Source organism: Stenotrophomonas sp. AC248, assembly GCF_979258185.1.
Genome location: NZ_OZ409840.1, coordinates 3,581,963 through 3,594,545 on the forward strand (window position 1 = coordinate 3,581,963; position 12,583 = coordinate 3,594,545).

12 protein-coding genes are annotated in these 12,583 nt (G+C 67.3%); 4 read left to right on the forward strand and 8 right to left on the reverse strand.

Annotation, left to right across the window (positions count from 1 at the left end; genetic code table 11):
* Positions 1-38: 38 nt before the first annotated feature.
* Together ACZ0AE_RS16185 and ACZ0AE_RS16190 are read left to right on the forward strand one after the other, a co-directional pair.
* Positions 39-1,298 carry a 6-phosphofructokinase gene (locus tag ACZ0AE_RS16185; protein ID WP_038691859.1) on the forward strand — a complete coding sequence of 420 codons (1,260 nt, stop codon included), beginning with the start codon at positions 39-41 and terminating at the stop codon, positions 1,296-1,298.
* Positions 1,299-1,456: 158 nt separating this feature from the next.
* A complete protein-coding gene (locus ACZ0AE_RS16190; RefSeq protein WP_038686438.1) occupies positions 1,457-2,254 on the forward strand; it encodes an OB-fold protein in 798 nt (265 codons plus the stop codon).
* Between the two features lie 66 nt (positions 2,255-2,320).
* On the opposite strand, the gene ACZ0AE_RS16195 is transcribed toward ACZ0AE_RS16190, so the two are convergent.
* Complete coding sequence (locus ACZ0AE_RS16195) at positions 2,321-2,824, reverse strand: hypothetical protein (protein WP_463601603.1); 504 nt, start codon at positions 2,822-2,824, stop codon at positions 2,321-2,323.
* A 406-nt stretch (positions 2,825-3,230) separates the two neighbouring features.
* Between ACZ0AE_RS16195 and ACZ0AE_RS16200 the strand changes: the two genes are divergently transcribed.
* Positions 3,231-5,258 carry a sodium-translocating pyrophosphatase gene (locus tag ACZ0AE_RS16200; protein ID WP_038686434.1) on the forward strand — a complete coding sequence of 676 codons (2,028 nt, stop codon included), beginning with the start codon at positions 3,231-3,233 and terminating at the stop codon, positions 5,256-5,258.
* Positions 5,259-5,465: 207 nt separating this feature from the next.
* Here ACZ0AE_RS16200 and ACZ0AE_RS16205 read toward each other — a convergent pair whose 3' ends face one another.
* The 6 genes from ACZ0AE_RS16205 to ACZ0AE_RS16230 all read right to left on the reverse strand — a co-directional run bounded on the left by ACZ0AE_RS16205 (position 5,466) and on the right by ACZ0AE_RS16230 (position 9,134).
* The gene (locus tag ACZ0AE_RS16205; protein ID WP_463601604.1) at positions 5,466-6,104 is read right to left on the reverse strand and encodes a hypothetical protein; all 639 of its coding nucleotides are present in this window, start codon (positions 6,102-6,104) and stop codon (positions 5,466-5,468) included.
* A gap of 85 nt (positions 6,105-6,189) precedes the next feature.
* On the reverse strand, positions 6,190-6,927 hold the full coding sequence (locus tag ACZ0AE_RS16210) for an energy transducer TonB (RefSeq protein ID WP_463601605.1): 738 nt from the start codon (positions 6,925-6,927) through the stop codon (positions 6,190-6,192).
* Complete coding sequence (exbD, locus tag ACZ0AE_RS16215; protein ID WP_463601606.1) at positions 6,924-7,349, reverse strand: TonB system transport protein ExbD; 426 nt, start codon at positions 7,347-7,349, stop codon at positions 6,924-6,926. Before exbD ends, ACZ0AE_RS16210 begins: the two co-directional genes overlap by 4 nt.
* 9 nt (positions 7,350-7,358) lie before the next feature.
* Positions 7,359-8,111 (reverse strand): tonB-system energizer ExbB, encoded by a 753-nt coding sequence (gene exbB, locus ACZ0AE_RS16220; protein ID WP_463601607.1) that lies wholly within the window; start codon positions 8,109-8,111, stop codon positions 7,359-7,361.
* A gap of 52 nt (positions 8,112-8,163) precedes the next feature.
* The gene (locus ACZ0AE_RS16225) at positions 8,164-8,541 is read right to left on the reverse strand and encodes a YbaN family protein (RefSeq protein WP_038686428.1); all 378 of its coding nucleotides are present in this window, start codon (positions 8,539-8,541) and stop codon (positions 8,164-8,166) included.
* Positions 8,541-9,134 carry a biliverdin-producing heme oxygenase gene (locus ACZ0AE_RS16230; RefSeq protein WP_447595530.1) on the reverse strand — a complete coding sequence of 198 codons (594 nt, stop codon included), beginning with the start codon at positions 9,132-9,134 and terminating at the stop codon, positions 8,541-8,543. The genes ACZ0AE_RS16225 and ACZ0AE_RS16230 overlap by 1 nt, the downstream gene beginning before the upstream one ends.
* A gap of 203 nt (positions 9,135-9,337) precedes the next feature.
* Here ACZ0AE_RS16230 and ACZ0AE_RS16235 point away from each other — a divergent pair, with 203 nt between their 5' ends.
* Positions 9,338-9,595, forward strand: coding sequence for a DUF2789 domain-containing protein (locus ACZ0AE_RS16235; protein WP_038691855.1), 258 nt, complete (start codon positions 9,338-9,340; stop codon positions 9,593-9,595).
* Positions 9,596-9,649: 54 nt separating this feature from the next.
* Here ACZ0AE_RS16235 and ACZ0AE_RS16240 read toward each other — a convergent pair whose 3' ends face one another.
* Positions 9,650-12,574, reverse strand: coding sequence for a TonB-dependent receptor (locus ACZ0AE_RS16240; RefSeq protein ID WP_463601608.1), 2,925 nt, complete (start codon positions 12,572-12,574; stop codon positions 9,650-9,652).
* Positions 12,575-12,583: the final 9 nt, after the last annotated feature.

Sequence of the window (12,583 nt, forward strand, 5' to 3'; positions counted from 1 at the left end):
GTCTCTGCAATGTCCTTCCCCCACCCCCAGGTGAAATGATGTCCAAAGGTACCCTGCTCTACGCCCAGTCAGGCGGTGTCACCGCCGTGATCAACGCCACCGCCTCGGCGGTGATCAGCACCGCCCGAGCCAAGGGAATCAAGGTCTTGGCCGCGCGCAACGGCATTCTTGGCGCGCTCCGCGAAGACCTGATCGACACCACCAGGGAGTCGGCGGCGGCCATCGCCGCGCTGGCCCACACCCCGGGCGGGGCCTTCGGCTCGTGCCGCTACAAGCTGAAGTCGCTCGAGGCCGACCGCGGCAAGTACGAACGCCTGCTGGAGGTCCTGCGCGCCCACGACGTGCGCTGGTTCCTCTACAACGGCGGCAACGACTCGGCCGACACCGCCTGGAAGGTCTCCCAGCTGGCCAAGGCCTTCGATTACGACCTCACCTGCATCGGCGTGCCCAAGACCATCGACAACGACCTGGCGGTCACCGACACCTGCCCGGGCTTCGGCTCGGCCGCCAAGTACACCGCGGTGTCGGTGCGCGAGGCGGCGCTGGACGTGGCGGCCATGGCGGAAACCTCGACCAAGGTGTTCGTCTACGAAGCCATGGGCCGCCACGCCGGTTGGCTGGCGGCGGCCGCCGGCCTGGCCGGGCAAGGCCCCGACGACGCCCCGCACATCATCCTGCTGCCCGAGCGGGCCTACGACGAGGCCGCCTTCCTGGCCAAGGTCAAGCAGGTGGTCGAGCGCGTGGGCCATTGCGTGGTGGTGGCCTCCGAAGGCATCCAGACTGCGGACGGTACGTTCGTTGCCGATGCCGGCGGCGGCAAGGACTCGTTCGGGCACACCCAGCTGGGTGGCGTGGCTTCGCAGCTGGCCGCCCGGGTCAAGGACACGCTGGGCTACAAGGTGCACTGGACCCTGCCCGACTACCTGCAGCGCTCGGCGCGCCACATCGCGTCCAAGACCGACTGGGAGCAGGCGCAGGCGGTGGGCAAGGCGGCGGTGCAGTTCGCGCTGAAGGGCCACAACGCGGTGATGCCGGTGATCGTGCGCAGCAGCGACGCGCCCTACCGCTGGAAGATCGAGGCTGCGCCCCTGCACAAGGTGGCCAACCACGAGAAGAAGATGCCGGCCGGCTTCATCCGCAAGGACGGCTTCGGCATCACGGCCAAGGCCCGCGCCTACCTGTCACCGCTGATCAAGGGCGAGGCGCCCCTGCCCTACGGTGCCGATGGGCTGCCGAAGTATGTGACGCTCAAGAACGTGGGCGTGAAGAAGAAGCTGCCGGCCTGGCAGGAAGGCTGAGCCCCTCCGGCGGGTGGCGCGCCCCGGGGCGTGCCGCTCGTCGGCAATTGCGGCGCGCCGGGACGCCCCATACAATCGCGCCGAGCCGGCAGGACATGCGGGCTTTCGCACCCGCGACCCACCCTCCGCACTTGTGTGCGATGACAAGGACTGTACCGATGAAGCGCCACACCCTGGTTCCCCTGCTGCTGCTCGCCGTAGCGGCGCCCGCCTTTGCCGATACCTGCGAAAGCAGCTTCCAGAAGAAGGGCAACCCCCTGTCCGGCACCACCTATACCGCCTCGGTTACCGTGCCTGAGCTGACCGTCAAGAGCGCGATCGGCCAGATGAACGTGATTGCCAAGGGCAACAACATGGACGTCTTGAGCTCGGACGTGGAAAACGGCGCGATGCTGATCGAAGATCCGCAGACGGCGATGCACAAGACCATTCCGATCATCATCAGCGCCACCAGCGAGGGCCGCACCGGCACCGTGGCGATGACGGTCAAGCTCAACCCCGGCGCCTTTGCCAAGGCCGATTCGATCCGCGCCGAGATGTGCAAGATGCTCACCCAGGTGAAGCCGGGCAAGGCCGGCGAGCAGCTTGCCGCGTCCACGCCGAAGGCCTCCACGGTGAACATTTCGGCCAGCGATTTCGGCTACCAGCTGCGGACGCAGAACAAGGACAACCCCGCCGCGATCGAACCGCGCTACAAGGGCAAGATCTATTCGATCACCGGCCGGGTCAACGGCGTGCTCAAGAGCGGTGGCACCTACAACACCGGCTTCGAGCTGCCCAACGGCTCCGGTGGCATCGACTTCGAAAGCGTGGCCATCACCTGCGCCTTCGCGCCGAGCCAGGCCGCCTTCGCGCTGGCGTTGCGCCCGAAGGAAAAGGTCACCCTGGTCGGTGTGGTCGACCATTACGACCAGATCGGCCGCGTGCTGTGGCTGAAGGACTGCAAGGGCAACTGAGCCCGGCCAGCCTCGCGTCGCACCCAAGCCCGGACCGGCCCTGCCGTCCGGGCTTTTTCGTGGGCCTCAGCGGCAGGCGGTGCCTTCCACCTTCAGCTGCGCGGCGAACATCGGGATCTGTGCGATCTTGCCGGCGGCCGCCTGTTTCTTGGCCTCTTCCAGATAGATGCGCGACTGGCCCTGGCCATCCAGTTCGGCCTTGTGCGCCACCGGCATGCGCCACACGCGTACCACCGCCTGCTGCGCCGGGCACGCGGCGTTCGGCACGCGGATCACGTCGTTGAGCTTCCAGCCTTTGGCCTCGCTGGGCTGGGCCTTGTCGAAGTCGACGAAGCGGGCGCGCGGCTGGCACTGCTCGCTGGTGCGCACCACGGCGAATTTGTAGGGCTGTGCGGCATCGGCGGTGAACATGCCCTCCAACCGTGCACAGGCTTCGGGGATCTGGCGCAGCGTATGGGCCGCGCCCACCGCCTGCGGCGCACCGACGGCGCGTTTCAGCTCGGGGGTTTCAGCGGCGCTGGCAGCCACGGCGGGCAGCAGGGCCAGCCAGAGCAGGTGACGGGTGGACATGGCGGAACTCCGGATGCTGGGGATGGGCCGAGGCTGCCAGTGGGTGGCTGAACGGCGTGGCAAGGCGTCCCATCAACGCCTAGCGGGATCCAGACGACTGGACACCAGCCCCCTGAGTCAGGGGGCAGCCGCGAAGCGGCGGGGGATTGGATGCTGATAAGAGGGTCCCATGGTTTGCGCAGCAAACCGTGGGGCGACAGCGCGCATGCGATGGCGCGTACCCGGCACTACCCGTATGCGGGCTGTTGCCCGCATACTCGGGTTACCAGGGATTGCTGAACACCGCCACACGCTTGAAGACCGGGCACGGTCTGAACGGGTTGGTCCAAGGTTGCAGCCCGTTGTGCCCCCGCGTGGAGAGGTTCATCCGTTCGTCTGGATGCCATTCCATCACCCGGGAGGGGACATGCTGGAACGTTATGGGCTTTCTCTGGCGCTGTTCTGCGCCATTCTCGCGATTCTCTACGGCATCGTGTCGGCACGCTGGATCCTCCGGCAACCGGCTGGCAATGCCCGCATGCAGGAAATCGCCGCCGCCATCCAGGAAGGCGCGCGCGCCTATCTCAACCGTCAATACCTCACCATCGGCATCGCCGGCGTCGTGCTGTTCGTGCTGGTCGGATTCTTCCTCAGCTGGTACACCGCAATTGGCTTTGCGATCGGCGCCGTGCTGTCCGGCGCGGCCGGCTACATCGGCATGAACGTGTCGGTGCGCGCCAACGTGCGCACCGCCGAAGCGGCCCGCAACGGCCTCAGTGCCGCCATGGACGTGGCGTTCCGCGGCGGTGCGATCACCGGCATGCTGGTGGTCGGGCTGGGCCTGCTCGGCGTGGCCGGGTACTACGCGCTGCTGCTGCGGCTGGGGCTGGATACCGCGCAGGCACTGCATGCGCTGGTCGGGCTGGCCTTCGGTTCCTCGCTGATTTCAATCTTCGCGCGACTGGGCGGCGGCATCTTCACCAAGGGCGCCGACGTCGGCGCGGACCTGGTCGGCAAGGTGGAAGCCGGCATCCCTGAGGATGACCCGCGCAACCCGGCGGTGATCGCCGACAACGTGGGCGACAACGTCGGCGACTGCGCCGGCATGGCCGCCGACCTGTTCGAGACGTATGCGGTGACGGTGATCGCCACCATGCTGCTGGGCAGCCTGATGATCGCCGAAGCGGGACGCAACGCGATCCTGTATCCGCTGGTGCTGGGCGGTGTGTCGATCATCGCCTCGATCATCGGCGCGCTGTTCGTCAAGGTGAAGCCCGGTGGCTCGATCATGGGCGCGCTGTACAAGGGCGTGATCGTGTCGGCGGTGCTGGCCGCGATCGCGTTCTATCCGATCACCCTGCAACTGATGCCCGACAACAGCCACGGGGCGCTGAACCTGTACTTCTGCGCGTTGATCGGGCTGGTGCTGACCGGGCTGATCGTGTGGATCACCGAGTACTACACCGGCACCCAGTACAAGCCGGTGCAGCACGTGGCGCAGGCGTCCACCACCGGGCATGGCACCAACATCATCGCCGGGCTCGGGGTGTCGATGAAGTCGACCGCGTTGCCGGTGATCGCGGTGTGCGTGGCGATCTGGCTGGCGCACTATTTCGGCGGCCTGTACGGCATCGCCATCGCCGCCACCGCAATGCTGTCGATGGCCGGCATGATCGTGGCGCTGGATGCCTATGGCCCGATCACCGACAACGCCGGCGGCATTGCCGAGATGGCGGAACTGCCCTCCAGCATCCGCGACATCACCGACCCGCTGGATGCGGTGGGTAACACCACCAAGGCGGTCACCAAGGGCTATGCGATCGGCTCGGCGGCGCTGGCCGCGCTGGTGTTGTTCGCCGATTACACGCACAACCTGCAGGCGGCCAATCCGGGCGAGACGTTCGCCTTCGACCTGTCCGACCACACGGTGATCATCGGCCTGCTGATCGGCGGGCTGATTCCCTACCTGTTCGGTGCGATGGCGATGGAAGCGGTGGGCCGCGCGGCCGGTGCGGTGGTGGAGGAAGTGCGCCGCCAGTTCCGCGAGATCCCCGGCATCATGGAGGGCACCGGCAAGCCGCAGTACGACCGCGCGGTGGACATGCTGACCCGCTCGGCGATCCGCGAAATGATCGTGCCCTCGCTGTTGCCGGTGGCCGTACCGGTGGTGGTGGGCCTGCTGCTGGGGCCACGCGCACTGGGCGGATTGCTGATCGGCACCATCGTCACCGGCCTGTTCGTGGCGATCTCGATGACCACCGGCGGTGGCGCGTGGGACAACGCCAAGAAGTACATCGAAGATGGCCACTTCGGCGGCAAGGGCAGCGAGGCGCACAAGGCGGCCGTCACCGGCGACACCGTGGGTGATCCGTACAAGGACACGGCGGGCCCGGCGATCAATCCGCTGATCAAGATCATCAACATCGTCGCGCTGTTGCTGGTGCCGCTGCTGTAGGTCGAAGCACCAGCGCACGTCCCGGCCCAGCGCTTGGGCGTGCGTCCGGCCTTTGGCGTCACGGTTCAGCTACCCGCGACGCTACTTCGTCACATGCCGCTGGGCTGCGCCACTCTGCCAGAGCGAGGTCAATTTCCCCCTCCGCAGCGTCCAAGCGTCAAATTCGTACTTCCGGCTTGGAGACACTTGCCCGAAACTGCTTATCTATCAAGACATTCGCGGGCCAGACGAGCGAGACAACCTCTGCATCCAGTCGTATGCTTCTTCGACAGAACGCAGTTCAACCGCAACACAACTGTCTGGTTCAAGCGCCAGAACAGAGACGGTTGATCGTTCGGAATCGCTGGCCACGGTCATCAACCAGTGCAGATACTCCACGAATAGCTCTTTTTCGGCAGTCCGTGGCGGCGGAGGGGAAATGAACTGATTGCAGTACGTATCCAACGATACCGCAACGGAACGGTCGGGCGCCTCCGCGCTACAACTCGAGAATACCTTCTGGTTGCAGACTTGCGATCGATAGGGCGCGCAACGCAATTGCTGACTTCCGCTGTCCATCCAAGCGATGAAGTGGCATTGGTCATGCAAAGCACGCATTCGCGGATTCGTAGGAAGCAACGTGCAGAGTTTCTCACGCCTCGGCTTGTTCCTCTCGTCACGGAACTGTGCCTCAGTGAATTTGAACTCGATGAGAGAAAAACACGCTGAATCACTTACCAGGTAGTCTGCCGCATCCCGATCCTGCCCTCCCAGGGGAAAGGCATGAAAGCCCAACCCTTGTAGGCGCAAGTTATCGCTCATGCGACGATTGAACAGGTCTGCAACGCCTTGCTCCAGATGATTCACACGCTCTCCTCAATACATTGTCGAACTCGTCCTTACTCCACTTTATCTAACTCACCACGGCTACGCACGGGGCAGGACTATGGACTCAGCGCCGGCGGATGAAGAACGCCACCGGCACCATCACCTCCACCGGGTCGCCGCCGATCTCCGGCGGCGGCGCCGGCACCGGGCTGCCGCGGCGCACGGTGTCCAGCGTTTCGGCATCCAGCAACGGATGCCCACTGCTCTGGCCAATGCGGATGTTGCTCGCATTGCCCTGCCGGTCCACCGCAAAGCGCACATAGGCCACGCCTTGTTGGCGCAGGCGCTCGGCCCCGCGTGGATAGCGCCGATGCTGCTCCAGATGGCCCAGCAGCAACCCCTGCCAGGTGACCTGCGCGTCACTGCGCTGGCCGGCCATTGTCTGCGGCGCCGCGTAGCGTTGCGTGGCCTTCGCCTGTACGTCCGGCGGAGCCAGGGTCTGGTCCACATTGTGGGCGTCCGCGGGCGTCTGCTCGGTGGGCGGCGGCGTGCGCTGCGCTACCGCCTCTCCGTCCGGGTGCGGCTGCGGGGGCAGCGCCAGCGCGCGCACCGGCCGCGGTTCCGGCGTGGGGCGGTGCTGTTCCTGCTGCGAGGGCCCCTGCGCGATGTCGGTGGGCGGCACCGGCGGTGCTTCGGCGACCGGTGCCAGCTCCACCATCAGTGCTTCCGGCGGCGCGCTGGCCGGTGCGGTCGGCGCGCGCCCGATCCACCACAGCGTGGCCGCGATGCTGATCGCGTAGATGGCCAGCACGATGCCAAGGCTGCCGGCCCAGCGTGCATGCCCTGCACGGCCTTCGCTCATGGCGCGGGCTGTTCCAGCCCGACCAGGGCCACCTTGAGGTAGCCGGCCGCGCGCAGCGCGTTCATGGTCTGCATCAGGTCGCCGTAGGCCACCTGGCGGTCGGCGCGCAGGTAGATGCGCTGCTCACGGTCGCCGCCAGTCAGCCGCTGCAATGCGGCCGGCACTGCGTCGGCGCTAACGGCGGCATCGTTCAACCGCAGCGACAGGTCGGCCTGTACGGTCAGGAACACCGGCTCGTTCTCGCGCGGTTGCGGGCGCGCGCTGCTGGCCGGCAGGTCCACGGCGGTGTCCACGGTGGCCAGCGGTGCGGCGACCATGAAGATGATCAACAGCACCAGCATCACGTCGATGAAAGGGGTGACGTTGATCGCGTGGGTTTCTTCCAGCGCGTCGTCGTCGTGGCGTGCGGTACGGAGTGCCATGTCAAAGCCTCAGTGCGCAGCGCGCGCCAGCACCGGGCCGGCATGCACTGCCGCGCGGTCCAGGTCGCGCGACACCAGCTGCTGCACGGCCGCCGACAGGTCGCCCAGCAGCGCGCGTAGGCCGGCCAGCACCCGGGTGAAGTGGTTGTAGATCACCACCGCGGGAATGGCCGCCACCAGCCCCAGCGCGGTGGCCAGCAACGCTTCGGCGATGCCGGGCGCCACCACGGCCAGGTTGGTGGTGTTGGACTGGGCGATACCGACGAAGCTGTTCATGATCCCCCACACGGTGCCGAACAGGCCCACGAACGGCGCGATCGCGCCGATGCTGGCGAGCACGCCGATGCCGCGCCGCGCCTGCCGCGCACAGGCCAGTTCGATGCGCTCCAGGCGCGAGCCGACGCGCTCCTTCACCCCCGCCGGGTCGCCCCCGTGCGGCGACAGCCGCAGCTCGGTACGCGCGGCCTCCAGCAACAGGCGCACGGGTTCTTCCTGCAGCCGCGGGTCGAGCTGTGGGTCCGGCAGCTGCACGCTCTCCAGCAGCAGCGCGCGCGCCTGCAGCAGATGGCGGCGCTCGCGCGCCAGTTCCCAGCCCTTGGCCAGCAGCACCGTCCAGGTGGCCACCGAGGCGACGGCCAGGCCGATCATCACCGCTTTGACCACCACGTCGGCGGCCAGGTACATGCCCCATGGCGTCAGTGCAGGTGCCGGGGCGGCGATGGCGATGGCGAAGGGAAGCAACACAGTCATGGTCATGCTCATCAGGAAAGGGGGCGCGGCGTTGCGGCAACGCGCGCCGGAACAAGGGAGAGGCTCACTCGGGCGTGGGCGGCAGGCGCGGCGACGGCCGCGTCAGCACGTAGGCCGCGCTGGCAATGAAGAACGCGCCCACGCCCAGCAGCAGCCGCCACGACGGATGCGCGCCCCAGCAGAACATCACAAAGCCGAACGCCATGCCGCCGGCCGCAAAGGCCTTGCCCTTGCGGCTCACCGCGCCCTGCTCGCGCCACAGGCGCAAGGCCGGGCCGTAACGGGGGTGGTCGAGCAGCTTGCGTTCGAAGCGTGGCGAGCTGCGGGCGAAACAGCCCACCGCCAGGATCAGGAAGATGGTGGTGGGCATCACCGGCAGCAGCGCGCCGATCACGCCCAGCGCCACCATCACCCAGCCCAGGCAGAACCACAGCCAGCGCATCAGCGCGCGTCGAACTCGAGTTCGACGTGTCCGTGCACGCTGCGGAACGCCGCATCGGCGGCATCGATGACCTGCTGTTCCTGCGCGTCGTCCAGCACCACCCCGTCGAGCGCGGCGGTGAACTCGCGCCAATGGCGTGCCGCACCGTCGGGGTGCGCGGCCAGGTGGCGTGCACCGAAACCGGCATCCAGCCCCAGCCTGGCGGCCATCTTGTACAGAATGGTGCCGCCCAGGTTGGAGCCTTCGGCCACGTACAGCCAGCCCAGCGCGGCTGGCAGCGCCAGGTCCGGGTCCAGCCGCATCGGCACCGGGGCCGGCAGGATCTGTTCAAGGTCGGCCAGGTCGCGGGCGATCAGCGGCAGCCGGCGGCGTGCCTCCAGATCAGGCAGCAGGGCGTCAAGCGCGGCGTTGGCGTAGAGCGCGTCGATATCGCGATGGAAGCGGTACTGCACGCGCAGGAAACGCGCGAACTGGCCGCGGCTGGCGAAGATGTCGCCGGCCATGATGCGCTTGTCCAGCGCGCCGTGGCTGTCGCGGGTGGCGGCCTTCAGGCGCTGGCTGCGGGTGGCTTCAAGGGTATCGATGACGGTCATGGCGCTCGTGCTGGGCAATGGGGAATGCAGCCCGCGCAGGCCCCGGGAACAGGCCCTGCGCAGGTTTCCCGATTGAGACGTCTGCCACGGCGGCAACCCCAAGCCTGGTTGCGCGGCCGGCCCCCCCTACCCGATCCGGCGATGCCGGCCTCACGCGGCTGCACCGATAATGGCGGCACATTCTTGAGGAGGACTCCGCCATGATGATCACCACCGAACCGCGCATGACCAACCTGTTCCTGCAGCTGGGCCTGGACGCGAGCGACGCGGCGATCGCGCGCTTCATCGTTGACCACCAGCTGCCCGCCGAGGTGGCCCTGGTGGAGGCGCCGTACTGGAATGATGGCCAGCGCCAGTTCCTGGCCGAGCAGCTCAAGTCCGATGCGGACTGGGCGATCATCGTCGATGAACTGGGCGAGGCCCTGCATGCCGACGCGGTGGCGCAGCAGACTGGCGCCTGAAACGAACACGGGGGCCGGCAGTTGCCGGCCCCCGTGGGGTACATCACCGCATGCTCAGTAACGCCAGGTCAGCGCCAGCCGCACGATCCGGCCCGGTGCCGGCATTACGCCCAGCGCCAGGGGATCCAGGTAGTAGCGGTCGGTGAGGTTGTCGACGTTGAGGTCCACCGCGAACTGCTCGCTGGCCTGCCAACTGGCGAACAGGTCCACCACGGTGGCCGGGCGGTACAGCTGCTGGATCGCCGACAGGCCGACGTTCCATTCCTTGTCCAGCTTGCTGATCGGACCGGCGTTGTGGATCACCCGGGTGCCGAAGCTGAGCCGTTCGTCGAACAGGCGTGAGCCCAGGGTCAGGTTGACGGTGTAGCGCGGCGGATTCTGCGTGTTGCTGTAGGAACCCTCAAAGCCGCCATCAACGCAGTCGGGGGTATTGGCCAGTTCTTCGATCCTGCGCTGCACGCCGTAGGCACGGCGCTCGGCGGCGATGTCCGGCGCACAGGTCTTGGCTTCGACGTAATAGTGCGCGGACAGGTCGGCGAACACTTTGCCGGCATCGTAGCTGGACTGGAATTCCATGCCCGATACCTTGAAGCGGTCGATGTTGCGGATGTAGCCGGCCGACAGCGTGCGGTAGTCGCGGGTAATCAGGTCATCGATGCGGGTGTTGAAGTAGGCCAGCTTGAACGCCGCCGTATCGCCGTCGGTGAACAGCCCCTGCCGGACCGTGCTGGCGCCGATTTCCCAGGTACCGGCGCGTTCGGGCTTGAGCTCGCCCCCGATCGGCTTGGCGGCGGTGAACAGGCCCAGCGTGCTTTCGAACAGGCTCGGAAGCTTCACGCCTTCGGCGTACTTCACGTAGACCATGCTGTCGTCGTTGAAGTGGTAGGTGACGCTGGCGGTGGGCATGAAGGCATGGTCGGTACGGCGGATCGGCTGCGACCACGTCCAGCTGGTCGGCACGATCAGGTCCTCGGCCTCGGTCAAGTCATGGAAGTTCCAGCCGGTGATGTCGGCCACGGTGCCCTTCTTGTACGGCGAGGCCAGCAGCGACGCTTCGGTGAACTGGCCGTTCGCATCGGGGTACCAGTTGAGCATGGCGATGCGCTTGGCACGCCAGGCCGGCAGCGCCGGATTGCCGTCCAGCAGCTGGGTGTAGCGGTACTGGCCGATCACTTCCTCACCGTCCGGCGTGGCCAGGCGGTTGCGGTCGTGCACGCTGACGCGGTTGAAGCGCCCGCCCAGCAGCACTTCCCAATGGTCGTCGGGCTGCCACTTCATCGAGGCCACCGCGCTGTATTCCTTGCGGTCGGCGTTGCGCAGGAAACGGTTGTTGATCAGGTCGTCGTGCATGATCGGCGCATTCTTGCCGGGCCCGACGTCCTCGTCGCTGAAGGACAGGCCGTAGTCGAAGGTGAACACCCCGGCGGCATCGGTCACCAGGTGGGTCGTGTTGGACACGTCGAACCCGAGACGCTGCTGCTGCATGCTGTTGCGGTAGGCGTCTTTGTAGCCCGGGTCGGTATTGAAGCTCGGGCCGTCATACCACTCGGTGCGGCGATCGAAGTACCACGGGGTGATGCCGGTCAGGCCGTTGTACATCAGGCTGTCGGCGTCGGTGTACCAGAGGTTGGCCTTGAGGTCGACGCGGTCGTTGCCCGGGTTGAAGCGGTAACGCAGGTTGTAGGCATCCATATCCACGCTGCCCGGCTCCCACTGCGGCACGCGGTCACGGTCCACGCGGATGATCTGCGAGGCCATGATCTCGCCCTGGCGACCGCTGTAATGGCGGTAGCCCGCTTCCAGGGTCTGGGTGTCGTCGATGCGCCAGGTGCCCTTCAACAGCACCGAGTTGGACTTGGACGAGGTGTTGAACACTTCGGTGTTGGGCGGATTCAACGGGGCCAGCGTGCGCCGGGTCTGCGGGAAGTCGTCGTAGCCGTGCTTGCCGCCGTAGTAGTTGCCGGTGTCGCGCCAGGCGTAGGCGGCCACCAGGTCGAACGCATCCCAGTGCTTGCCACCGGCGATGTTGAAGAACTGCCCGCCCAGGCTGTTGCGGTTGCTGCGCGGCGCGGCGCCATAGGCCGGCACGTCGCGTGCGCTGCCGTTGGACACCCCACTGCGTACACGCAGGCCGACGTCCTGGCCCTCGCGCAGCACATCGCCGATCTTCAACGTCTCCATCTCGACCACGCCGCCGATGCCGCCGGACGCGTTGGCGCCGAGGCTGGGGCCCTTGGTGACGGTGAGGCTGGAGATCAGGTCCGGGTCCAGGTAGGTGCGCTGCGACTGGCCGGCGTAGCCCCGGTAGGTGTCCATGCTGGACTGGCCACCGTCGATGATCACCGGGATGCGGCTCTGGCCCTGGATGCCGCGGATGTTGAGGTCCAGCGCGTTGGCGGTACGCGGGTCGCCGGCGGTGACGCCGACCACGCCCTTGACGATGTCGGCGGCGGACGTGCCGCGGAAGCGTTCGATCGTGGCGCGCGGCACGTACACGCTGGAGCCGGCGGTGCGGTACACATCCAGTGCGCGCGCGGCATCGCTGTCGCCGTCGCCGGACTGCTCACCGGCCACCCGCAGCGCGTCGGTGACGATCACGCCGTCCTCGCGGCTGGCAGTGGCGGCTGGTTCCAGGGTCACCGCATCGGACCCGACGCTGCGCATCACCAGACCACTGCCACGCAGCAGCTGCTGCAGGGCCCGCTGCGCATCGAGGTCGCCGCTGACCGCGCTGGAGCGCACGCCCTCGGTGAGCGCTGCCGGCCAGGCCACCTGCACGCCGGACTGGCGCATGTAGGTGCGCAGTGCGTCGGCCAGCGGCTGGGCGGGAATATCGAAGCGATGCACGGCGGCGGCACGCGGCGTGCTGGCCTGGGCCATCGCCGGGAATGCAGGCGCGGCCACCAGGCCGGCGGCCAGCAAGGCGATGCAGAGGCGGGACCGACGCGGAGAACGGCCCGGGGAGGAGGTGATGCGCATGATGGAACC

Coding starts and splice junctions, on each gene's coding strand:
- ACZ0AE_RS16235 (WP_038691855.1), top strand. CDS start 9,338: ATGATCACCACCGAACCGCGCATGACCAACCTGTTCCTGCAGCTGGGC.
- exbD (WP_463601606.1), bottom strand. CDS start 7,349: ATGGCACTCCGTACCGCACGCCACGACGACGACGCGCTGGAAGAAACC.
- ACZ0AE_RS16230 (WP_447595530.1), bottom strand. CDS start 9,134: ATGACCGTCATCGATACCCTTGAAGCCACCCGCAGCCAGCGCCTGAAG.
- ACZ0AE_RS16200 (WP_038686434.1), top strand. CDS start 3,231: ATGCTGGAACGTTATGGGCTTTCTCTGGCGCTGTTCTGCGCCATTCTC.
- ACZ0AE_RS16225 (WP_038686428.1), bottom strand. CDS start 8,541: ATGCGCTGGCTGTGGTTCTGCCTGGGCTGGGTGATGGTGGCGCTGGGC.
- ACZ0AE_RS16195 (WP_463601603.1), bottom strand. CDS start 2,824: ATGTCCACCCGTCACCTGCTCTGGCTGGCCCTGCTGCCCGCCGTGGCT.
- exbB (WP_463601607.1), bottom strand. CDS start 8,111: ATGAGCATGACCATGACTGTGTTGCTTCCCTTCGCCATCGCCATCGCC.
- ACZ0AE_RS16185 (WP_038691859.1), top strand. CDS start 39: ATGTCCAAAGGTACCCTGCTCTACGCCCAGTCAGGCGGTGTCACCGCC.
- ACZ0AE_RS16240 (WP_463601608.1), bottom strand. CDS start 12,574: ATGCGCATCACCTCCTCCCCGGGCCGTTCTCCGCGTCGGTCCCGCCTC.
- ACZ0AE_RS16210 (WP_463601605.1), bottom strand. CDS start 6,927: ATGAGCGAAGGCCGTGCAGGGCATGCACGCTGGGCCGGCAGCCTTGGC.
- ACZ0AE_RS16190 (WP_038686438.1), top strand. CDS start 1,457: ATGAAGCGCCACACCCTGGTTCCCCTGCTGCTGCTCGCCGTAGCGGCG.